The organism is Corynebacterium lubricantis DSM 45231, assembly GCF_000379425.1.
GTDB classification, from domain to species: Bacteria; Actinomycetota; Actinomycetes; order Mycobacteriales; family Mycobacteriaceae; genus Corynebacterium; species Corynebacterium lubricantis.
The window spans coordinates 133,727-156,253 of sequence record NZ_KB902182.1; the positions used below are offsets into that span (position 1 = coordinate 133,727).

At 55.7% G+C, this 22,527-nt stretch carries 16 protein-coding genes, 1 pseudogene and 1 other annotated feature; of the genes and pseudogenes, 12 read left to right on the forward strand and 5 right to left on the reverse strand.

All coding sequences use genetic code 11. The annotated features are described in order from the left end of the window. Positions 1-2: 2 nt before the first annotated feature. The 3 genes from A37O_RS0101995 to A37O_RS0102005 form a co-directional block, all read right to left on the reverse strand. Positions 3-1,175 carry a metallophosphoesterase family protein gene (locus A37O_RS0101995; RefSeq protein WP_018295816.1) on the reverse strand — a complete coding sequence of 391 codons (1,173 nt, stop codon included), beginning with the start codon at positions 1,173-1,175 and terminating at the stop codon, positions 3-5. Positions 1,176-1,248: 73 nt separating this feature from the next. Then, positions 1,249-2,052: an SWIM zinc finger family protein gene (locus A37O_RS0102000; protein ID WP_018295817.1), complete on the reverse strand. Its 804-nt coding sequence runs from the start codon at positions 2,050-2,052 to the stop codon at positions 1,249-1,251. A 22-nt stretch (positions 2,053-2,074) separates the two neighbouring features. After that, the gene (locus A37O_RS0102005) at positions 2,075-5,161 is read right to left on the reverse strand and encodes a DEAD/DEAH box helicase (protein WP_018295818.1); all 3,087 of its coding nucleotides are present in this window, start codon (positions 5,159-5,161) and stop codon (positions 2,075-2,077) included. Between the two features lie 127 nt (positions 5,162-5,288). Here A37O_RS0102005 and putP point away from each other — a divergent pair, with 127 nt between their 5' ends. Then, positions 5,289-6,881, forward strand: coding sequence for a sodium/proline symporter PutP (gene putP, locus A37O_RS0102010; RefSeq protein WP_018295819.1), 1,593 nt, complete (start codon positions 5,289-5,291; stop codon positions 6,879-6,881). Positions 6,882-6,887: 6 nt separating this feature from the next. Continuing rightward, the gene (locus tag A37O_RS15990; RefSeq protein WP_083912562.1) at positions 6,888-7,532 is read left to right on the forward strand and encodes an HNH endonuclease family protein; all 645 of its coding nucleotides are present in this window, start codon (positions 6,888-6,890) and stop codon (positions 7,530-7,532) included. Here the strand turns inward: A37O_RS15990 and A37O_RS0102020 are convergent. Further along, positions 7,483-8,283, reverse strand: coding sequence for a CPBP family intramembrane glutamic endopeptidase (locus tag A37O_RS0102020; RefSeq protein WP_018295820.1), 801 nt, complete (start codon positions 8,281-8,283; stop codon positions 7,483-7,485). The two genes, A37O_RS15990 and A37O_RS0102020, sit on opposite strands and share 50 nt — an antisense overlap. Positions 8,284-8,440: 157 nt before the next feature. Here A37O_RS0102020 and A37O_RS0102025 point away from each other — a divergent pair, with 157 nt between their 5' ends. Together A37O_RS0102025 and A37O_RS0102030 are read left to right on the forward strand one after the other, a co-directional pair. Further along, a complete protein-coding gene (locus A37O_RS0102025; RefSeq protein ID WP_018295821.1) occupies positions 8,441-8,926 on the forward strand; it encodes a hypothetical protein in 486 nt (161 codons plus the stop codon). A gap of 109 nt (positions 8,927-9,035) precedes the next feature. Continuing rightward, positions 9,036-10,004, forward strand: coding sequence for an alpha/beta hydrolase (locus tag A37O_RS0102030; RefSeq protein WP_018295822.1), 969 nt, complete (start codon positions 9,036-9,038; stop codon positions 10,002-10,004). An 80-nt stretch (positions 10,005-10,084) separates the two neighbouring features. Here the strand turns inward: A37O_RS0102030 and A37O_RS0102035 are convergent, their stop codons facing one another. Further along, positions 10,085-12,307: a DEAD/DEAH box helicase gene (locus tag A37O_RS0102035; protein ID WP_018295823.1), complete on the reverse strand. Its 2,223-nt coding sequence runs from the start codon at positions 12,305-12,307 to the stop codon at positions 10,085-10,087. 140 nt (positions 12,308-12,447) lie between these two features. Between A37O_RS0102035 and A37O_RS0102040 the strand changes: the two genes are divergently transcribed. The 8 genes and pseudogenes from A37O_RS0102040 (at position 12,448) to A37O_RS16370 (ending at position 22,506) form a co-directional block, all read left to right on the forward strand. Then, positions 12,448-12,801, forward strand: coding sequence for a hypothetical protein (locus tag A37O_RS0102040; RefSeq protein ID WP_018295824.1), 354 nt, complete (start codon positions 12,448-12,450; stop codon positions 12,799-12,801). 185 nt (positions 12,802-12,986) lie between these two features. After that, positions 12,987-14,339 carry an amino acid permease gene (locus tag A37O_RS0102045; protein WP_051077937.1) on the forward strand — a complete coding sequence of 451 codons (1,353 nt, stop codon included), beginning with the start codon at positions 12,987-12,989 and terminating at the stop codon, positions 14,337-14,339. A 205-nt stretch (positions 14,340-14,544) separates the two neighbouring features. Next, positions 14,545-17,265: a Z1 domain-containing protein gene (locus A37O_RS14425; RefSeq protein WP_018295826.1), complete on the forward strand. Its 2,721-nt coding sequence runs from the start codon at positions 14,545-14,547 to the stop codon at positions 17,263-17,265. Continuing rightward, positions 17,249-18,223, forward strand: a complete 975-nt coding sequence (locus A37O_RS15770) for a PD-(D/E)XK motif protein (protein WP_018295827.1) — start codon at positions 17,249-17,251, stop codon at positions 18,221-18,223. The genes A37O_RS14425 and A37O_RS15770 overlap by 17 nt, the downstream gene beginning before the upstream one ends. After that, a complete protein-coding gene (locus A37O_RS16365) occupies positions 18,220-19,209 on the forward strand; it encodes a hypothetical protein (protein WP_156802460.1) in 990 nt (329 codons plus the stop codon). The genes A37O_RS15770 and A37O_RS16365 overlap by 4 nt, the downstream gene beginning before the upstream one ends. A gap of 50 nt (positions 19,210-19,259) precedes the next feature. Continuing rightward, positions 19,260-20,524, forward strand: a pseudogene (locus A37O_RS15995) (IS3 family transposase). Then, positions 19,538-19,666 (forward strand) — a sequence feature (AL1L pseudoknot). (Overlaps the previous pseudogene by 129 nt.) Positions 20,525-20,572: 48 nt before the next feature. Then, positions 20,573-21,580 (forward strand): hypothetical protein, encoded by a 1,008-nt coding sequence (locus A37O_RS0102075; RefSeq protein WP_156802461.1) that lies wholly within the window; start codon positions 20,573-20,575, stop codon positions 21,578-21,580. Further along, entirely contained in the window at positions 21,580-22,506 is a 927-nt protein-coding gene (locus A37O_RS16370) for a hypothetical protein (RefSeq protein ID WP_156802462.1), read from the forward strand. The genes A37O_RS0102075 and A37O_RS16370 overlap by 1 nt, the downstream gene beginning before the upstream one ends. Positions 22,507-22,527: the final 21 nt, after the last annotated feature.

A 22,527-nucleotide genomic window follows, 5' to 3' on the forward strand; every position in this document is an offset into this window, starting at 1 on the left:
GACTATCCCTCCTGGCTCAAACGAAATAACAAGTTCACTGCGTCCCTAGCCGTGGGGTCCTGCTGGCCCGCCGACTGTGCAAGCTCGGACATTGCCGAGCGCGCAAACCCCGTCAACGGCAAGGCTGTTAGCTCGTCCTCGCCGGGTTCAAGGTGCAAATCCATCAACCGCGTACGTTCATACAGCGCAGCGAAAACGGGCTCCAGTTTGTCGAGGCCCTCCTCTAAGCGACGCGTAGCCTCCAAGCCGAGCGTGCCGGAGAGGGCGTATTTGATCACCGTGCGCGACTTATTCTCGTAGGCTTCAAGCTCTGCTAGGAGACGCTCGACATCGTCCATGTCCGTGACTTGCCAATACAGCGCATCAAAAACCCAGGTGCCCACGGGGACGGGCTCCACATTGATGGATTCTTTGTTCAACGTGACCACCAACGTGTTACCCGAATCCGTCTCTCCGCCAGCAGTGCCGGGAGTGTGGTCTTGGAAATCCGTGGTCTCGGGCGCCCCGGAGAACCACACGCGACCACTACTTCCCAAGCTTGCGGTGGAGTGGGTGTCCCCCAGCGCTAAGTAGTCAATCGTGCCATCGGCCAGGTGTGCCTCCACATTGGGCAGATCGATCAGGTCAGCGGAGCGCTCGCTGGAATAGGCCTCGACTTGCCCGTGGCCGACCATGATCCGAATATTGTCCGTCGGTGCAACATTGCGCAAAGCCTTGGCCACCAAGTCTTCAGTGGCATACTTAGCCACCAGCGGAGCCCCCAACAGCTCCACCCCCTCGCGCACCTGCACAGGCTCGAAGGAATCCAGCACGGTGACATTGTCTAAGCGCACCGTGCGCTGAAAAATAGAATCCGCCACCAACGGATCATGATTGCCCGGCAGGAGGTAGACGGGAACCGGAAGTTTGGCGAAGGCCTCCAACGCCCTGCCCGTGGTGCGCCGATCGAGCGAATTGTGCTCGAACACGTCTCCCGCCACGACTATAAACTCGGCGTCACGCTCGCGCGCAAGCTCCCCAAGACGCTGAACTGAGCGGATGCGTGCATCGTCGAAGCGCGACTGCGCATCGGCATCGAGGAAGGCGCGTTTCATGCCTAATTGGAGGTCCGAGGAATGGATGAAGGTTACCTGGTGTGCAGATGAGCCCTGTGCTGAGCTCGCGCTTGAGTTCATAGTCTAAATTCCTATCACGCCCACTAGACATGGCTTCGAAATTGCGTTCCAAACACTATCTGACCTGCAATTATTAGCGGGTTAGCTCGTCGTACATATCCTCGATATCGGCTACTGCGCGCAGCTGATCAATGTTGGTAAAGGAGATGGTCTGCATTGCCTTGTGCAGCAAGTCCATGTCCGAATCATCGAGCATCGGGGCGACCTTCGGCTGGGGCAAATCGGGCAGCCCGCGACCACTCCAGAAGTACTCAGAACCTTCCTCGGCGTTCTCTTTCGCCACCGACGCCGCGGTCGCACGCACGCGGCGCTCGATGGAGGTCAGACTCAGCCCGCGCAGCTGGAAAAGCAGCGTCGGGTCCGAGTCAATTTTCACGGCCGCCTTTTCTGCAACCGCCACGGCGTGCTTGCAGGCCGGGCTGTTATCGGGGCAATCGCAGCTGAACCAGATGTCGTCGCTACGCTCGGCGAGCAATATGCCCAGGATCTCCTCGCTCATTTCGCCCTTGCGCGCCCTGGTAATGCCATTCGGGGTCTCCGAGAGGATCCGGATCACCCCGCCCAGGTCCTCGTCGGAGCGGTAGGGCAGGCGCATCGTAACCACGAAGGGTTCGTTTTGGGAGCCCACAACCTGACCCACGATCGCACCTGGGCGAAACTGCAGGTCGATGACATGCCCATTCGCCGCGTACTGGCGCCCGCGCTTCACCCGGCCCTGATCGGTTTTCTGCACCGCCGCGTTGAACACCCGGGTCGCGGCTGGGGACCAAGACATGCCCGTAGGGCGCGGCGGAACGTGCACCTCGCTCGCGTCGGTGACGCGTTTCTTCGCACCGAAGTTGGCGTAAATGACGTTGTCTTCGCGTGGTCGTGCCATGTGCGTGCTTCCTTTCTTGCTACTAATCCGTGTTCGCCCGGTAACTCATCAGCTGATGCAGCTCGTCCGGGTTGAGCTCGGTGATCCAGCCTTCGCCTTCGCCCACGACGGTGCCTGCCAAGTGCATCTTGCCGTCGAGCACGTCCTGGATCGACTCCTCCATCGTGCCCTTCGTGATCATCTTGTACACATCGACGTTTTTGTCCTGGCCAATGCGATACGCACGGTCCGTGGCCTGATTCTCCACGGCAGGATTCCACCAGCGATCCATGTGGATCACCATCGACGCGGCTGTCAGGTTCAAACCGGTGCCACCCGCCTTGAGCGAAAGAATCATTGCGCGTGGACCCTCGTCGCGCTGGAAATCCTCGACCATTCTATCGCGCTGGCTCTTGCTTAAGCCGCCGTGCAGAAATGGGATCTGCTCGCCGAGGCGATCCGACAAATAGGGCTGCAAAATATCGCCGAACGCCTTGTACTGCGAGAAAATCAGCACGCGCCGATCCTCCTCGACCGCCTGGCGCAGCAGCTCCATGAGCTTTTTCACCTTGCCCGAGCGGTGCTGACCATTGAGCGTTACCGGAGAACCATCGCCCAGGTAGTGCGCTGGGTGGTTACAGATCTGCTTGATGCGCGTGATCGTGGCCAGCACGAGTCCCTTGCGTGCCATGCCCTCGCGTTCCTCCAGCGCCTTTTGCATCGCCTCGGTCAGGGCCGTGTACATGGCTGCCTGCTCAGTTGTCATGTCCACGACGACAATCTGTTCAGCCTTCTCCGGCAAATCGTCGATGATCGCCGGATCCGTTTTCAGCCTGCGCAGAATAAATGGGGCGGTGAGCTTACGCAGCCGCTCCCCCATATCGTGCGCGAGCTCCTCGTCCTGCGCGCCCTCGATGGCCTTGGCGAAGTGATTACGGAAGAAACTCGCCCCGCCGAGCATGCCTGGGTTGACAAAGTCGAGCAGCGAACGCATCTCTGACAGCCGGTTTTCCACGGGAGTACCGGTCAGCGCGATGCGGTGACGTGCGGGAATGCTGCGAACACTGCGGGACGCGCGTGTCGACGAGTTCTTGATCGCCTGTGCTTCGTCGAGGACGACGTGGTCCCAAGAGAACTCAGACAGCTCCGCGAAATCGCGCCCCACCACACCATAGGAGGTGACCAAGACATCGAGGCCGTTGATCTCGCGGGTCAGGTCCTCCCCGTGCAGGCGATGGGAGCCGTGGTGCACGGCGACACGCATGCCTGGGACGAACTTGCGGGCCTCGTTGGCCCAGTTGCCCACCACCGAGGTGGGTGCCACCACAAGCGTCGGGCCGGTGGACTCGCCGCGCTCAGCTTCCACGGCCAGCAGCGTGAGCAGCTGCAGGGTCTTGCCCAGACCCATGTCGTCGGCAAGCACTGCACCTAAGTTATTGCGCGACATGTAATACAGCCAGTCCACGCCGCGACGCTGATAGTCGCGCAGCGTGACCGTGACGGTATCGGGGATGTCCACGCGCTCGGGCGCGGGGCGATCCTGCCCGCCGATCAGGGAGGTAAACCACGGCGAGCCCGTAAATTCGATGGGTTCGCTGGCCATGGATTCCAGCGCCAGCTCGCGCAGCTCGGCTGCAGTGACAGTGCCGCTTTCCTCATCCGGGTCCGCGTTATATTCCTCGCGTAGGCGCTCAACCTCGGCGGCGAGTGCTGGGTAATCGGGGTCGTTGTTCGCCTTAGCTATCTCGGCGCGGGTCGCAGCTTTCTCCAGCTCGCGCTTGACGCGCGCTTTGTCGCGTTTGGCCAGCTGCTTCATGTAGTCGTTGACGCGAGAGAGCGAAGACGTATCCGCTAAGACCCACTGGCCACGCAGCTTGATCAGACCGGACTTGGATTTGACCAGCTCCTGCATTTCCTCATCGGTCAGTTCGGTGTCACCAATGGACAGGCGCCAGTCGTAGCTGACCAACTGATCAAAGCCAAGGTGCGAGACCGTGCTGGCATCCGCACCGGAATCCGGGTCGGTCACGCGCAGCTTGGAGCTGACCTCTGCGGTGGACCACGCACGGGGCAGCATGACAGTAAAGCCGTGAGCCTTGAGCTTGGTCACATCCTTTTGCATAAATTCCACGATGTCATCGGTGGAAAGGTAAGCATCCCAGTCGCCGACGTTGCGATCGTCGTCAGCATAGGTCAGGCGCGGGTGGCGCACCCCGTCGACGCGGGAGGTCACGTCGATTGCCCGGCGTAACGACGATTTCAGGCGCTCCGTAGTCTGCGGGTCCAGCTCCCCCAACCGAATCGGCTGAGGCGCATCCGTACCACTGCGCACTTGCAGGCGCACTGGCCACTGCGTCGTCACCGGGTCAACGTCCTCTTCACTCGGCTGCTCCACGATGAAGACCAGCTGCACGTTAACTTCGGTGATCGACCCATTCCACGCGTTGATGTACTTCATCAACTGGGGGTTCCCGCGGCGCAACGGCTGGGAGAGCAAGAGCGACTCGGCGAAGTCGTGCAGCGGGTAGGGTCTCGCGCGCTCCAGCATTGGACGCAACCGAGCCGTGGCGATCCAGTGCACAAACATCTGCGCGATGGACTCCGACAAGTTGACGTTGTTGACCGCCACCACCCCGGGGGCCGCGGCGACCATCTCGGCGAGCCAGCCGCGCTCCTCTAATCCGGAGCCGAGTTGCCATTCTGGCAACCAATCCTGGCCCTCGTAGCGCACGCGGATGGTGACGCGACCGGCGCGCACAAACTTCGTCAGACCCAGATACAGCCGAATCATCCAGTAAAGGTCCGGCGCGATCGAGTCGCGCTGCGCCTGAGTGGCGGCCGGCGAGGCGTCGTCGAGAAACGCGATTTGATCTAAGAAGGCGACCTGTTCCTCGGGAGAAAAGGCTGCGGCTGGGACGCGCAGATCCATCTGGCGTCCCTTCGGCGTTTGCAGCTTGATGGCTGGGCGGCGCCGAAAATTAAAATCATTCAGGCGCGCCTCGATGACCGGCGGAAATGTGCCCGCTGGCACCTGGGAAGGGAGAACAATCTTATGGCCTTCTATTTGCTCCACCCAGAGGTTGAGCCCGGACGATGGCAGCCATAGTCCATGCAGAAGGTACTTACCCATATGCGTTACTGTCCACCTTCGATAACTATTGAGAATTAGGTCACACGAAGCGAACTTCGTACACTAATGTCGAAACCACGATTATACCCGTGTCGTATGTCTCCGCTCTAGTGAAAGGACAAACGCTATGTCCGACAATGTTTGGATGATCCTTGCGATCGTCCTTTATTTCGGCGTGATGCTGGCCATCGGCTGGTATTCCTACCGCAAAACCAACAAGTACGACGACTATGTCCTCGGCGATCGCGGCCTCCACCCGTTTGTGGCGGCACTGTCGGCGGGTGCTTCAGATATGTCCGGCTGGCTGCTGATGGGCCTGCCGGGCGCTCTGTTCGTCTCCGGTATGAGTGAGCTGTGGATCGTCATCGGTCTGCTCATTGGTACCTGGGCGAACTGGAAGTTCGTCGCGCCGCGTCTGCGCACCTACTCCGAGGTAGCAAACAACTCGATTACCCTGCCCAGCTTCTTTGAAAATCGCGTCCACGATACGTCGCGCGTTTTGCGTCTGCTGGCAGCAGCGATCATCATCTTCTTCTTTACTTTCTACGTCTCCTCCGGCATGGTCGCCGGCGGCCGCTACTTCGAGTCAACCTTCCAGGGTGATTACCTTACCGGCATGCTCATCGTCGGTGGCATCACGGTGCTCTACACCTTCGTCGGTGGCTTCCTCGCCGTCTCCTACACTGACGTGGTCCAGGGCAGCCTGATGTTCTTGGCACTGCTCATCGTGCCGATTATGGCGCTGGTCTCGCTGGATAACCCAGCCGACATTTTCTCTTTCGCCACAGAGAACGCCTACGGCCCACACAACGAGCCCAATGACACCTACTTCAATCTGATTGCAGGCGTCTCGGCGGTGACCATCATCGGTAACTTGGCGTGGGGCCTCGGCTACTTCGGCCAGCCGCACATTATTACCCGCTTTATGGCGCTGCGTTCTCCTTCCGAGGCGAAGTCCGCTCGTCGATACGGCGTGTTCTGGGTGACCTTGTGCTTCATCGGCGCGATCGCCACCGCGATGATCTCCACCGTCTATTTCGTACAAAAAGACCAGCCGATCACCGATACCACCAGCTACGAGACGATCTTCCTGGACCTGACCCGCATCATGTTCCACCCCTTGATCGCAGGCATTATCCTCACCGCGGTGCTCGCGGCGATTATGTCCACGATGTCCTCGCAGCTGCTCATCACGTCGTCCGCACTCGTCGAGGATGTCTACCGCGTTTTCGGCAAGAAGAACGCCTCGGGCAAGACCCTGCTCTTGGCCTCGCGCATCATGGTGATTGTGGTTGCAGTTGTTGCGATCTTGTTGGCCATCAACCCGTCCGATTCGATTCTGAACCTCGTGGGCTTCGCCTGGGCGGGCTTCGGTTCCGCCTTCGGCCCGATCGTCCTGGCGTCGCTGTACTGGAAGCGCCTGACCGCTTCCGGTGCGATCTTCGGCATGGCAACGGGTGCCGTTGTCTCCTTCGTATGGGGCAACATCGACGCCGATTGGGCCTCGATGTACGAAATTGTCCCAGGCTTTATTTCCGCAACCGTGGTCATGATCGTTGTCTCCCTGGCGACCAAGCCGGCCCCAGCCATCGCCGCCGAGTTCGACGAGGCGCAGGCCGTGGCCAAGTTCTCCGAGTCCCACCCGAAGCTCAGCTTCCAGGAATCCCGCGACGCAATCAAAATGCACGAGGGAACCACCAAGGGGTCCGGCGCAGTCTAAGAAGGCATGAGCCTTCGCACCTGCTACCTTCTCCTACTTTCCTTGCTCACTCTGGCCACCATTAGTTTTCCAGTTGGCCAGCGTGAGCTTTTTTCGCTTGTCAACGACGCCCCTGCCCAACCTCAGCGCCTCACAGTTTTAGGCTACGAGCGTGAAGAATTCGGGGCGGGGTGGTCGACTGGGCGCTCCGGCTGCACCACCCGCGACGAACTACTCGCTCAGGCGTATGGCGCGGCCCTGTGTAGCTCGGTGACCGACGCGGAGGCAGAATTCGCTTCTGTGGTTGACCCCTATACCGGAGAGCCGCTTGAGCTTGCGGATGTGGAAATCGACCATGTCTTTCCGCTGTCCGCCGCCTGGGATCTCGGCGCCCATAGATGGGATGCTGCTTCCCGGGAAGAGTTTGCCAACGATCCCCGCAATCTCATTGTCACATCCCGGCAGGCGAATCAATCCAAATCGGATCAACTGCCGTCACAGTGGTTGCCACCCGATCCCAGCTACCGGTGCGAGTACATCACGCATCTCGCGCGGGTGGCAGCGCATTATAAACTCGCCTTACCTGAAGCGGATAGACAGGCAATGAGAAAACACTGCAGGGTCAGCTTGGTTGGTTTTCTTTCGGAGCGATTACCGCTGCAACGACAATAAGCACGGCAATAGTTACTGCAGTGAGTCCGTAGAGGTGCCCGGGAGAAAGTCCTTCCGGATTCTCCACCAGATTCAGGACCGAAAAAGGCACTGCATGCGCAAATGCCGCGGGCCACACACTGCCGAAACGCACGGTAACGGCGCTGAGGAACAGGCCTAAACCGAAAAGGACAACTGTGGTAGCGACACCGATATGCGGGTCCAAAGCGCCCTGCAACACCATGGTGCCGTGTAGAGGAATGTGGAATATCACCCACACCACTGAGATCACTATTGACGCAGGCCAGAATCCCCAGGGGCTGAAAGCCTTTTGCAAAAATCCACGCCATGCAGCCTCTTCACCGATATTGCTCACCACAAAAGCCACGGACATGGGAATACCCAGCAATAGGGCTTGTCCAATAGCCGCCCAGGGCTTTAGCTCGGCTCCTGGGTAGCCAACTGCCACTGCGACGTAGACCGCCATCAACACAACGACGCTGATTAAGGAGCCTCCGATACTCCTTCCGAAACCCCGTGGGCGCAGCTGTAGCCACTCAAGCACGCCTCCAGGGAGCTTGTAGGCAACGATCACCGCCAGCGCCACGAGCGCTGGGATCCACCGACCGGCCACCACAAACCAATTGGGAATCTCTATGCCAGCAATGAGAAAAACCGCGCAGACCACGCTAATCAGTACTAGCACGGAGACGGTGAATACGAGTGCGGCGCGATGAGCCGTTGGTTCGAGCGCATTGCGCCGCTTTGTCATGCCCAGATCCTAATTTGTGCGCGCCCGGTTGTCGCGCCGACCGCGCTTGTTACTGCGTAGTCCGCCGGATCTCGCCGTGGTGGCATTATGGTATTGAAATTCGTTGCCTTGAGTTCCACTTGCCCATAACATGGGCATTCACCGTAGACTAAGGATCATGCTTACACTCTTAATCGTTCTACACGTTGCATCTGCCGTGATCTTCATTGGTCCGGCAATGGTCGCATCCTCCGCCTTCCCAAAGCAGGCAGAGGCCGCACGCCAGGGTGACGCGCAGGCGGCAGGTCGCGCGCAGCTGCTTCACCGCAACACTTCGCTCTATGGTCTTCTGTCGGCGCTGACTCCCCTGTTGGGTGCAGCTGCCATGTTCGCTGGCTGGGAATTCTTCAAGTCCTCCGGCCAGTACCACGCCTCAATCCTGCTCGCTGTGATCGCGTGGGGTGTACTCATCGGTCTGGTTGTCCCACAGCAAAAGAAGATGTTGGGCACGCTTAACCTTTTGCCTGCTTCCGATGCAGATCCAGAAAAGGATCAGGTCCAGGACTGGGACAAGTCAAAGAAAATGACCACGATCGGTGCGGGAATCTTCAACCTGCTCTGGATTATTATCCTGATCTTGATGTTCGTGAATAACTTCGGATAGTCACTGTAAATCTTTTCCACTCGGGCCCGAGCTCCTTTATTGGACTCGGGCCCGAAGGTTTTTGGCCGTTCAGTAAGCACGAGCCGCGAATTTAGTAGATGATCTCATTATGAATCGTCGCTCATCCCTAAAAGTAGCGCTGGCAACTCTCCTGAGCGCATCGTTGCTGGCCTCGTGTGGCACTAACAGCGGCACTAATACCCAGGCAACACAGGCTGAATCGACCACAGTGTCGTCGTCAAGCAAACCTGCCCTGACCCAGCCTCCCGCAACCAACCCTGCCGACGCGACGGTGCAGCGACTGAACTACCCTGTCTCGGGCGGCGACCCGAATCAAAACTGGGCGGACCTCTATCTTCCGCCGGGGCAACACGACGCGGCGACGCTTCCGCTGTTGGTGTTTATTCATGGTGGCGCGTGGATGAATACCTCGGGTGCAGAAGGCGCCGACCGGATCGCTCGCGATCTGACGGCGCGCGGCATTGCCGTGTACAACGTGGAATATCGCCGGGTGCATTCCGGTGGCGGATGGCCGACGACCTTTACCGATGTAGCGGCGGCGATCGACCACGTGCCCACCCTCTCCCAGCAGTACCCAGAGCTGAACCTTGATGCGTCCATAGTGGCCGGGCATAGCGCCGGAGCTCAATTGGCGGTCTGGGGAGCCACGCGCAATAACAACACGGGTGATCTGCTCGGCGGGCATCCGCAGTTCAAGCCTTCGGAGATTATTTCGCTCTCGGGCCCACTCGATCTCTCGTGGGCGGCGAACCACGGTGACACGCGCATTGAATACGCCATCGGCGGGACACCAGAGCAATATCCGGATCGTTTTGAAAGCGTCGACCCTATTTTGAACATGGATCCCACAATCCCCGTCGTGGCGGTGCACGGTGATGCCGACGACCTTGTGCCGAAGGAAAACTCGATTCACTACGTGGATGCGCTCAACGCCGATAATGGCAAGGGCGAACTCGTGCTGCTGATGAATGAGAATCACACCTCCTACCTGAAGGCCGATAGCCCGTCCTATCCGAAGGTGATCGATCTGATCACGCAGACGGCGTACAGGCACTAGAAACGTGTGAACACAACAAAAGCGCGACACCGGAAGAGTTTCCTTCCGGTGTCGCGCTCTAAGTTGGTATTCGGCGAGAACTAGTCGCGCCAGCCTCCGCGTCCGCCACCACGACGATCATCGCGTCCGCCTCGGCGGTCATCGCGATCGCCGCGTCCACCGCGGTAGCCACCACGGTCTCCGCGATCATCACGGTCGCCGCGGTATCCGCCACGTCCGCCACCACGACGGTCATCGCGATCTCCGCGTCCGCCACGGTAGCCGCCGCGATCTCCGCGTCCGCCGCCACGACGGTCTTCATAACCGCCGCTACGGTGGTGTCCGCCACCGTCGCGATCCTTCTCAATGTTGATCAGCTGGCCCGAGATACGGGTGTCACTGAGGCGATCGAGAACGGAGCTGTCCATGTTCTTTGGCAACTCAACCAGGGTGTGATCCACAGCAATGGTGATGCGACCGAAGTCCTTGGAGCTCAAGCCACCTTCGTTTGCCAGGGCACCAACAATGGCACCTGGGCGAATGTGCTGACGCTTACCCACAGCCAAGCGGTAGGTATCAAAGTCACCGTCGCGCTCGAAGCGGTCACGGCCACCACGGTCGCGATCGCGTCCACCGCGGTCACGGTCGCGGTCACGTCCACCACGATCGCGGTCACGGCGATCATCACGATCCCACTGCTCGCGGTCACGGCGGTCGCGCTTCTGCTTTGGCTGCTCCTTCATCAAGAACTCGTCGCCAGCCTGCGCCTGGGTAGCAAGTGCCGCAGCAACGTCTTCCATAGGAACGTCGTTTGCCTCGGAGTACTGCTTGAGCAGGTTACGGAAGACGTCGATTTCCTTCGCTTCCAAAGACTTGGTGATCGAATCAGCGAATTTCGCCTTGCGGGACTCGTTGACCTCGTCAACCGTAGGCAGTTCCATCTCGTCGATGGTTGCGTTGGTCACGCGCTCGATGGAACGCAGCATGCGGCGCTCACGAGGGGTGACGAACAGGATTGCCTCACCGGTACGGCCTGCACGGCCGGTACGGCCGATGCGGTGCACGTAAGACTCGGTGTCGTTCGGGATGTCGTAGTTCAGCACGTGCGAGATGCGCTCCACGTCCAAGCCACGAGCTGCCACGTCGGTAGCAACCAGGATGTCCAGGCGGCCGTCGCGCAGCTGGTCAATGGTGCGCTCACGCTGCTGCTGAGCGATATCGCCGTTGATGGCCGCTGCGGAGAATCCGCGTGCGCGCAGCTTCTCGGCCAGTTCCTCGGTTTCGTGCTTGGTGCGCACGAAGACGATCATGGCCTCGAACTCGGTCACCTCGAGGATGCGGGTAATGGCATCCAACTTGTTGCGGTGCGCTGTAAACAGGTACCGCTGGGTGATGTTGGTGTTCGTGCGAGTCTCAGACTTGACGCTGACCTCAGCAGGATTATCCAGGTACTTCTTGGAAATCTTGCGGATGCCGTTAGGCATGGTCGCCGAGAACAGTGCAACCTGCTTCTGATCTGGAGTGTCCTCGAGGATGCGCTCCACGTCTTCCTGGAAGCCCATGTTCAGCATCTCGTCGGCCTCATCGAGCACGAGGAAGCGCAGCTTGGAAATATCCAGCGAGCCCTTCTCCAAGTGGTCGATAACACGGCCTGGGGTACCCACAATGATCTGCGCACCACGACGCAGGCCGGACAGCTGAACGCCGTATGCCTGACCACCGTAGATTGGCAGGACCTGAATCTTGCCCAGGTGATCCGCAAACGACTGGAAGGAATCCGCCACCTGCAGAGCAAGCTCACGCGTAGGTGCCAAGACCAGTGCCTGTGGGTAACGCTCGTTTGGATCAATCTTCGACAGGATCGGAAGCGCGAATGCCGCGGTCTTACCGGTACCTGTCTGTGCAAGGCCGACTACGTCGCGGCCTTCCATCAAAAGGGGAATGGTTTCTGCCTGAATTGCAGATGGCGTTTCGAACCCAACGCGCTTGACCGCGTCTACGACCTTGCTAGGCAGGCCAAGGTTGTCAAAACCATTGCCCTTTTCTGCCTTTTCTTCGGCCTCTTCAGAATCTTCTTCAGGTTCTTCAACTGCAGCCTCTGGTGCTGCTTCTGTGGTTTCAGGGACTTCGTTGGTTGCTACCTCTTCGGTTGCAACGCCGGTGTCCTCAGAGTCCCCCGCATCCCTGGTGTCTTTCTCTGCAGCATCTTCTACTGCTTCAGCAGTGTTATCCACTGCGACATCCTGCGGGTTATCCTGATTTTCCGACTCAATAAAATTATCCGGCTCGTTTACGTCGCCGGTGACGTTTTCGGAAGTGCTCATTGATCGCAACAATACGCCATTCGTTGATAATTCACCATTCACGCACTGACACCTTGTTCTTATCAGAGCAAAACCATTTCGCTTTTCGACGATTGCTCCCGCCTCGGAACCGACAACCAATCCGCGCAGTCTAATCAGGTATGAGACAACGAAATGCAAACTACAAAGACCTAGTCAACACCTATCTGCCTACTTTGCTCACCCTGTTATACGAACAGCGCCGCCACCACGAATTGCTAGACATCCTCTTTGACTGGGCCGAAAATGTGCCTTACCTGCAGCTAGAGGCCATTCAGCGCTGCGATGGGCACCAAGAATTAGTCGCTTTGCTCGACGGTTCCAGGGTGTTTTCCCTCTGTTTCTCGTCCACCGAATTCTGCCATTACAACATTCACCAGCGTCTTCACTCCATTCAGCTCACCTCGTTGCCTTTTGGGATGAGTTTCTCCGACGATGCCTATTCAACTGCGACAGAAACGGAAGCGCCTTTCTAAAGGTGTTTTCGCACACATTGCAAGTCTTTCGGGGGAATTCACATGAAATAGCCCGGTCATTGTACGATTATCCGGTCTTATACACCTTTCCTTTTATTTAGAAGGGTTCTCCCGTGAGTTCTTCTGCCCCATCGCCAAAACAAACCGCTGCTAATGCGGGGACAACTGTCGTCCGCCGACCCGGGCTGAAGCACCGCCACATCAGCTTCATTGCGCTCGGCTCCGCCATCGGCACCGGCCTGTTCTACGGCTCCGCCGGCGCCATCCAGGCCGCCGGCCCGTCCGTGCTCTTGGTCTACCTGCTGGCCGGCGCCGTGGTCTACTTCATGCTGCGTGCTCTCGGCGAGATGGCAGTCCACCACCCCGTGCGCGGTTCCTTTGCCGTATACACCCGCGAGCACTTAGGTGGCTGGGGCGGCTACATCACCGGCTGGATGTTCGCCTTCGAGATGATGATCGTCTGTCTTGCCGACCTCACCGCCATCGGCATCTACATGAAGTTCTGGTTCCCTGAATCCCCTGCGTGGATCTGGATTGCCTCGGCTCTGCTCATCATCGGCGCGGCGAACTTGGCCTCGGTGCGGTGGTTCGGCGAGATGGAATTCTGGTTCACTATTATTAAGGTCACCGCAGTCGTGGCCATGATCATCGGTGGCGCCGCCATTCTTGCCTTCGGCCTGGGCACCGACTCCTCCCAGACTGGTTTCGACAACCTGTGGAACGACGGCGGCTTCTTCCCCAACGGCATCGAGGGCATGATTGCGTCCTTCATTCTCGTGCTCTTCGCCTTCGGTGGCACCGAGATCATCGGTGTGGCAGGTTCCGAAGCCGAGGACCCAGACCGCTCTATCCCGCAGGCTGTGAACACCGTGCCGGTGCGCATTCTGTTGTTCTACGTGTTGGCTATCCTGGTCATCCTGGCTCTGAACCCTTGGCGCACGATTACCGGCGAAGAGTCTCCTTTCGTGCAGATCTTCTCCACCCTCGGAGTGAACTGGGCTGCAGGCCTGCTCAACTTCGTGGTTATCACTGCTGCTCTCTCAGCTATCAACGCCGACATCTTCGGAACCGGCCGCGTCCTCCACGGCCTAGCCAAGGAGAAGTTGGCGCCGAAGTTCATGGCCACCACCGTCCGCGACGTCCCAGTCATGACCATCGTTTCCCTCTTGATCGTGCTGGTCATCGGTGTCATCCTCAACGCGATGTACCCGGACATCTTCACCACCATCGCAGCCCTGGCCACCTTTGCCACCGTCTACGTCTGGCTGATGATCCTGCTTGCCCAGATCGCCTCCCGCAGGCACATGAGCGCCGAAGAAGCCAAGTCCCTGAAGTTCCCCGTCCCCTTCTGGCCTTATGGCCAGTGGTTCGCGGTAATCTTCATCCTGTTCACCTTCGTGATTATGGTCTGGCTCCCCCAGTACCACACGGCGCTGCTTGTCGGCGTAGCCTTCCTGGCAATCATGACGGTCATGTACTTCGTCACCGGCCGCCCGCAAGCGATTGCCGAACACGATGTCGAACACGAAGTGAAATAGCGTTTCGCTTCACGACGATTTGTCGCGCCGGTCCCCTATCCTGGTCTCTATGGCTAAATGGATTGAGGTGACCGGCGCTGTTTTTGTGTCTGCCCGAAATAATTTCAGACAATTTACTTGAACTGTCCATAATTTTGTTCACAAGGTCTCAGCGGTTCGTTAAGGTTGAAAGTCTAGGCAAAAATCGGTGTAAAGGAGCTATTAGGTGAGTCACGAAAACCTAGATGAAGAAATCATCGTTGATTATCTAGAAGAATTTCAGGATGCTGCTCGCCTAGGTAAAGACTTAGAAGCGGCCGCAAGAAAGTGGTCTCGGCGCGTGCCTCATGAGGCGAGCGAAATCGAGGAGGCGCTTAATCGCGTCATCAAAGCACATACACCAGTAGATTCGGGCCGCCGAGACGCTGCTTACCGGCGCAAGGATCACAACTGGTACCGGCCCTTCCCCGATCGAGATCACTTTTGGCCAGCATTCAAGAAAGTTATCGAAAAGGACCTTGGCCCTGCTGTCAAGGACATTGATGAATCCTCCACGCAAGTTCTCAATGGGTTCAGGCCAAGCACTGAAGAACAAAACTCCAAGGGACTCGTTCTTGGCTATGTTCAAAGTGGTAAAACCACCAATTTCATGTCCGTAATTGCAAAAGCCGCCGACGCAGGGTTTCGACTGATTATTGTCTTAACAGGCATCACTGAAAACCTCCGTCAACAAACCCAGGATCGACTTGAAGACCAACTAATCAATCCTCAGGCACACCTTTGGCTGCGTCTTACAGACCATGACAATGACTTTTCGGGGGATATTAATGGAGCTCGCCTTGGCAACGTAAATGACCGTTTTATTGCCGTGGTCAAGAAGAATCCGCATCGCCTTCGCCGTCTGAATGAGTGGCTAATTGATAATGCGGACGTCGCAGAGAACTGCCCGATTTTGGTTATTGACGACGAAGCCGATCAAGCGAGCATTAACGTCTCTAATCACTCGAAAGCTGAAAGATCTGCAATCAATCGTCAAATTGCACAGCTCTTGGATCGGAAACGAACCGTCTACACCGCGTACACTGCAACCCCGTTCGCAAATATTTTGATCGACCCGAACGAGGGTGATGATCTCTATCCACGCGATTTCATCGTCACTCTGCCCGAGCCCAAGGGTTACTTCGGCTCTAGAGCATTGTTCGGAAGAGCACCGCTTAATGGTGAGTCAAGAGACGAGCTCGAGTATGAACTCGACGGGTTCGATATGATCCGTACGATACCTGAAGACGAAGTCGATGGTATTCGTCCGGGTAAAGGCGACGAAAAAGGAAAACCCGTGGTCGGCGGAGATCAACTCAAGTCGTCCATTCGCTGGTTTATTCTTGCTTCAGCCGCACGCCGTGCGCGCGGGCAAGAAAACAAGCATTCATCAATGCTCGTACACACTTCTATGCTTACGGCTGATCATGAGGACCTTCGATTCCAAGTTGAAGTTGAGCTAAGCAAAATTCGGAAGGAGTATGAAGACGGGTCCGATCGTTCGGAATGGGAGGCTCAGTGGGTCGATGAAACAGCCCGAGTTCCAGCGGAACAATTTGGACTGACGCCGCTATCTTTCAGCGAAATCGAGCCCAGGATCACTGAAACACTGCAAGCAGTCCAAGTGGTTGTCGACAACGGCGCTTCTGCAAATCGATTGAACTATGACAATGGTGTCGCCACTGTCATTGCAATTGGCGGAAATACGCTTTCACGTGGCTTGACTCTGGAAGGACTTGTCTCATCCTATTTCGTCCGTCGAGCTTCTGCATATGACACCTTGCTTCAAATGGGCCGCTGGTTTGGCTTCCGCAATGGTTACCAAGACCTACCCCGAATCTGGATGCCAGATGAGCTTAGAAGGTGGTTTTACGATCTTGCGACGATCGAAGCCGAGCTGCGTGAAACTCTCAACGTCTACATGCAGTATGGAGAAAGTCCCCTCGATATCCAGGCACATATTCGTCTACATCCCGATATGCAGGTCACTAGCAAGGCAAAGATGCAAGACCAACGCCCTGCTTCAATGAGCTTCAGTGAAAATAAGGAACAAACAATCCAATTCAAGGAAAAGGATCGGGTTTGGCTCACTAGAAATCTGGATGCTGCGAAAGATCTTGTCTCTGGAATCCACAAACGAGGAATCCCCGAGGAAGTTGGTCTCTTTCAAAACCCAGTGTTTAGAAAAGTACCAAATCAGCTCATTCAGGATTTCCTTGATGCCTACCAAATTCACGAGCAGCCACGTCTTGGTCAAGACAATGCACGATTGCTTAAAAGCTACATAAGGAAAGAAGCAACGGCAGGGCGGATGCTCTACTGGAATGTTTCGTTCGTTACCCAGGAGCAATTCCAAGATAATGAGGAGGTCGATCTTGGCCTTAACCACCCGATTCGTACGCTCACTCGTACAAAGCTAAAAACCTTCCCAGGCGCGGACATCAGCATCAAGGCATTAGTGTCTGCAGAGGACCGACTCAACGACGTCGTCTTTCAATCTGAAGCGGATCGGACTGCTTTCCGGAGCTACGTTAGGAAACAGGTCAAAGAAAATGACAAAGAAACCGAAGTTCGCAAACTGCATGAGAATAACGTCGGACCTGGTATCGGACATCTAGCGATTTATCCGATCCGCAAAGACTCGAAACCTAGGAATTGGGACAGCCTTTCAGACGAGAAAAAGTTGGGACTGCAACGTGTACCTCTCGATGCTGCTGAAACGGTGATTGGTATTGGCATGTTCTTCCCGAAGTCGACAAGTGCAGAATCTCGCGTCGACTATGTCTCTGCGCCAGAAGCCAATGAAGAAATTCGCGAGGCCTATCTCCGCTACGACGAAGAAGTTGACGATATCAACGAGAACGATGAACGGGTGCTGGAGGGTTCTGTTGATGACAACACGCAGTAGCGAAATTTACGCTGCACTCGGCCTTCAGATCGCGTCCCAAGGATTCGAAAATGACTATGGAATCCGCCGCGAACTCGAATTTGAGAATTCGAATGGGTCGGTTGAAGCCTTCTTTGATGCGCCCGGATCAATGGGTCTTTTCGTACCTTTTGGTTCTGATGAAAAGTTGCGTTTTACCGCAGATCTACAAAGTCGATACATAACGCTAAGTAAGATTCCGCGCAATGGTCGCGTAACAGCACAGCTGCGACTTGAGGACAGCTCGTTAAGCGAAGTATTTTTTATCTTTGTAGACACCTTCTTGAAAGAATTCGAAGAGGAACCAGAAAATGCAGTAAGTCTCCTATCTAACCAGCTAAAACAGTGGAGATCATTGTTCACTCCCAACTCAGTGTCCACCATGTCCGAAGTACAACAACTGGGCTTGATCTGCGAGCTTCAAGTTTTAGAACAGCTTTTGGAGACGGACGGTGAAAGTGCCTTTTACCGTTGGACAGGTCCAGACGCGTCCAAGCATGATTTCCAATTGGAAGATAGGGACATCGAGTGCAAAGCAACAAGCATTCAAAAAGGGCTTCAAATATCGATCAACGGTTTACACCAGCTCCATCCTGAGCCAAACAGAAAAATGATACTCGCCGTACGGAAATACGAAAAGACGCCAAACGGCGACATCTCGCTTTCCGAATTGGTAAACCGCCTAGCCAATCGCATTGAGATCCCAACTGATGAATTCCTAAAAACACTTCAGAAGATTGGCTATTCCCTAATAGAAAAGACTGCGAATAATGAGACGCGATACTCAAATATTGGTTCGTTCGTGTTTGAAGTCGATGACCGCTTTCCGCGTCTCAACACCGATGGATTTCCAGAAAGAATCGTTCGAGTCAATTACGAGGTTGACTTGCATCCTGCTGGTGAAATTCCTGGTTACAGATCGGAAGGTTCCCTCTCTTGATTAAGAATGAAATCTTCCACCATGCTGAAATGCTGCTAGAGTCTGGTGGAACTTACGGCAATTCCGCTACGTCGGCACTCGGAAGACCAAGCCTTGACAGCTGGGATCTCTTCACTCGTGAGACGCTCCAAAATAGTTGGGACGCAAGAGACAGAACCTCTACGGATGACGGAGTAACTTTCTCAATCGACTACGCCGAACTACGTGGACACAGAGCTGATACTCTGAGGGAATTTTTTGATTCTCGGATGGCTGGTGTTCCAAAACTCGCAGCTCTTCTCGATGATCCAGCTCGACCAAATATCCCGGTACTCAGAATTTGCGACACTGGAACCTCCGGATTACAAGGACCAACCTCTGCTGCCCAACAAACGGCTGGGCGTAATGACTTCGCGTCGTTCGTCAGAAATATCGGCCGCCCTTCCGATAAAGAAATGCGTGGAGGAACCTACGGTTTCGGTAAAGGTGTCTTTTTCGACATGAGCGACGTTGATACCATTTTGGTTTATACGAGAACTGTCGATGAGAGGGGCTTGCCAAGCAATCGGTTTATTGCAATGGCCAACAGCGAGAGTTTTAATCAGCATGAAAAGCTTTTTACAGGTCGCCACTGGTGGGGCGTTAAGTCTTTTGGCCGTACTGGTAATGAGTTCGCTGAGCCGATCACTGGTATCGAGGCAGATAGCTTGGCTCGGGCACTCCAGATGGATGAATATTTCACTGAAGAACGGCCAACTGGCACAACCATTACGTTATTGGCACCGCGCACAAACGATGGCGCTAATGACGGTGCTATTGATGATGTTCTGCGTACTATTGCGAATGCCTTAACGAAGTGGGCTTGGCCGCATATGACGGTTAAGACGAATCATCAAGATGAGATAGATTTTTCAGTCACGAATAACGGCGTTGAAGTTGAAATTCCTGATCCCAACAAGGATCCAATTCTGAGGCCTTTTGTGAGAGCTTACAAAACAAGTATCTGAGCTTTCCCGGGTTTGATGGAGGGTGGGAAGACACGGAAGGATAGAGCACCATGCCCGCCCCAAGGAAGTACTCCGATGAGGTCAAAGCCCGCGCAGTCCGGCTGACCATCGACGCCCTGGCCGACCCGGCCACCAAGCACGGCGCCTACAAACGCATCGCCGCCCAGCTCGATCTCAACACCGAAACCCTGCGCTCCTGGGTACGTCAGGCCCAGATCGATACCGGTGAGCGGCCCGGGACAACCACCTCGGAATCAGAACGGATCACCGAGCTGGAAAAGGAAGTCCGCGAGCTGCGCCGAGCCAACGAGATCTTGAAGTCTGCATCGGCTTTCTTCGCAGCGGAGCTCGACCGCCCCTCCCGGTAGTCATCGACTACATCTCTTCCCACAAGGACCGCTTCGGTGTCGAGCCGATCTGCCGGCAGCTGCACGCCGCCGGCATCAAGATCGCACCGAGTACCTACTACGCCCGCCTCAACCACACCCCCTCGCACAGGGAGAAACGAGACCGCGTGCTCATCAACTACCTCATCTGGCTGTTCGAGAAGAATTTCTACGTGTACGGCGCGAGGAAACTGCATGCCGTGATCAACCAGCCCGAGCACCTCGACGCCCACGACCAGGGCCCGGTCGCCCGCTGTACCGTCGAACGGCTGATGAAGATTGCACAGCTGAAAGGGCTGGTCAGGAGGAAGAACCCGAACACCACCTACTCCGCGCCGAAGGAGTCCTGTCCGCTGGATCTGGTGGACCGGAAGTTCAGCGCCGCGCATCCCAATAGCCTCTGGGTCGCTGATATTACCTACGTACGGACCCATGCCGGCTGGGTGTACACCGCGTTCGTGACCGATGTCTACTCCCGCAAGATCGTCGGCTGGAAGATCAGCGACAGCCTCTACGCTGAACTGGCGGTGGACGCCTTGTCGATGGCTATCAGCGCCCGGCAACGGGCCGGGCAGTCAGTGGCGGAGCTTGTACACCACTCGGATCGCGGGGTGCAGTATCGCTCCATTGCCTACGCCACGGCCCTGGAAGACAACGAGATCGTTGCCTCGGTCGGATCCCGTGGGGATTCCTACGACAATGCTCTGGCTGAGGCGCTCAACAGCCTCTACAAAGGCGAGGTGATCCATAACTCTGCGTGGCATCCGGATGCCTGGCAGGGCATCGATGATGTGGAGAAAGCCACCCTGGAGTGGGTCGGCTGGTACAACGCCGAGCGAGTTCACTCGAAGCTGGGTAACCGCAGCCCGAATGATTTCGAGGCGTTGTACTGGACTGATCACCAACCCGCCGCCGTTTCTGCGGCGTGACCTGAAACCAAGAAAAACAGACTAACTACTCTCTACAAAACCCGGGGCTTGACAATCACTAAGCCTGAACACCTAGATGCTTCAGAGTTCATTACCGATTTTCAGGTAGAAGGCAAACGAAAATGGGTCGATATAACGTCTCGACGCCCAATTGAATACCTAGGACGCCTATCTCTTATGAGAACTGGCGAGGACCAAATCCAACAGACTTCTGTTTTCGATACACCAATGAATCAGCACATTGCGTTGATGAGATCTCCACGAATGGTTGTAACGTATTGGGCCGGTCCGCGTCCTAGTAACAATGAAGCTTACTCAGGTGTGTTCCTGGCCGCAGAGCACCTTGACTCTGTCTTCGCTGGCAGCGAACCTCCGGCACACGACGAATGGAACCCTCAAACCGTAAACTTGAAAGACCCAAAGTTTAGGAATCCTAAAACTGATAAGCCGAGAGCTACTAATCCGGTTCGTATCGCGCTAAACCGTATGAAGGAACTCCTCAGCGCTTCAATGGACCAAACAGTCTTGGGGGAATCGGCTGAAGAAGTATCCACACTTACCACGATCTCAAACGAACTGGGAACGATATTTTCGGGTGCTACTGGGAAAAGTACACGAGTCGTTTCGCCAAAGGGCACGAAGGGTGCGAACAGAACAAAATCAAAGCGAAATGGAGTTACATCCTCCATTGAGTTGGAGTCCTTGGTCTCGACGCCGCACGGACCAATCAGTCTCTTCAAGGTTGAAGTGAGCTGTTCTCCAAAGGCTCTCGAGGAGAATGTAGCAATTCAGGTAAATACAGCAGTCATCGTTGATGGTAAACGAAAGACTGAATCCGAAGATGGACTCAAGATGCCCACTCACCTCGGTTGGATTCAACCTCAGTCCATTCCTAAGTCTTGGGAAGATCTGGTGAACGCTCCACCTGACGAAGCTGCGTTAATTAAGTATATGCGCGCCAGTCATTGGGAAGGTGTTTATGCGGTTCTTCAGCCCCAAGACACTGCGATTTCTGCAGAAGTAGTTGCTTTCCAAAGCGAAAGTGGGGAAAACTGATGGCAAGCACTAGCCTTGGGTATCTCGTTCCTTCGGGTAATGCAATTTCTCTCGATGACTATGATTTGGTGATTGATGGGAAATCAGTAGTTCACTCAGATGAAAATGCTCAAATTACTTGGACAGATAGGTCTGACCTCCAAGTTAGTTTTATCCTGACGCTTGATTTGAATGACGTGTTAAGTCAGTGTGGTTTTAACCCAATTAATTCCGCAAATCTCGGTCAGTTGGCCGCCACAGTCAATTGGAAATCCACAGGGTCAGGGCTGCATGGGGCATCTCCCCTACAGAGCTTGAGCGACGGCGAAAATGTTCTCTCGTTTACACTCGATAGCACCAAATTGGGTGGAGAATTAATCATTAAGCCGAGTATCGTACTTGAAAATAACCCCGATCCTGATTTATATCCATTGGCCCCACGCAGAACAGGATCAAGGCTTTGGAGTTCGTCTATTTCCGTGCGCCTCGAAGGAACAGGCTCCCAATTCCCCACTACTGCATTGGATTTCGCAAAAAACTATATCGAACCGCCGGATGCACTATGGCAAGTTCGAATTCCGGGCGATCTTAGCGGGCATTTCTCCTCAAGTGTGAGGCTTTATCTCAACACTGGGCACCCCCGCATCACCGACTATTTAAAAGATCCATCTGCAAAAGACCAGCTAGAATTGCACAATTTCGTTCGTGCAGATGTAATTATTCAGCTATTGACTTTTGCGTTCAATTCAGACCTTGAGCAGCTAAAATTGGATGCAGAGGAACCTGGAACGCTAGCTGAAGCACTTTTGGAAATACATTCAACCTATTTTCCGCAGACTACTATCGAGTCGAATAAGGACAACTTCTTGACCGACCCTGGATTCCTTTCCTCTGCGGTGATTGCGAAGACCTTCAGTCGGCGGTCTGGTAAGGAATCGAGGAAATAGAAAATTGGAAAGCTTCCTTTC

What these genes read in the sequence shown, in the direction of transcription:
- A37O_RS0101995 (WP_018295816.1), bottom strand. Translation starts at nt 1,175, where the DNA reads ATGAACTCAAGCGCGAGCTCAGCACAGGGCTCATCTGCACACCAGGTA.
- A37O_RS0102005 (WP_018295818.1), bottom strand. Translation starts at nt 5,161, where the DNA reads ATGGGTAAGTACCTTCTGCATGGACTATGGCTGCCATCGTCCGGGCTC.
- A37O_RS0102000 (WP_018295817.1), bottom strand. Translation starts at nt 2,052, where the DNA reads ATGGCACGACCACGCGAAGACAACGTCATTTACGCCAACTTCGGTGCG.
- A37O_RS15770 (WP_018295827.1), top strand. Translation starts at nt 17,249, where the DNA reads ATGACAACACGCAGTAGCGAAATTTACGCTGCACTCGGCCTTCAGATC.
- A37O_RS0102025 (WP_018295821.1), top strand. Translation starts at nt 8,441, where the DNA reads ATGCTTACACTCTTAATCGTTCTACACGTTGCATCTGCCGTGATCTTC.
- A37O_RS0102020 (WP_018295820.1), bottom strand. Translation starts at nt 8,283, where the DNA reads ATGACAAAGCGGCGCAATGCGCTCGAACCAACGGCTCATCGCGCCGCA.
- A37O_RS16370 (WP_156802462.1), top strand. Translation starts at nt 21,580, where the DNA reads ATGGCAAGCACTAGCCTTGGGTATCTCGTTCCTTCGGGTAATGCAATT.
- A37O_RS0102035 (WP_018295823.1), bottom strand. Translation starts at nt 12,307, where the DNA reads ATGAGCACTTCCGAAAACGTCACCGGCGACGTAAACGAGCCGGATAAT.
- A37O_RS15990 (WP_083912562.1), top strand. Translation starts at nt 6,888, where the DNA reads ATGAGCCTTCGCACCTGCTACCTTCTCCTACTTTCCTTGCTCACTCTG.
- putP (WP_018295819.1), top strand. Translation starts at nt 5,289, where the DNA reads ATGTCCGACAATGTTTGGATGATCCTTGCGATCGTCCTTTATTTCGGC.
- A37O_RS0102030 (WP_018295822.1), top strand. Translation starts at nt 9,036, where the DNA reads ATGAATCGTCGCTCATCCCTAAAAGTAGCGCTGGCAACTCTCCTGAGC.
- A37O_RS0102040 (WP_018295824.1), top strand. Translation starts at nt 12,448, where the DNA reads ATGAGACAACGAAATGCAAACTACAAAGACCTAGTCAACACCTATCTG.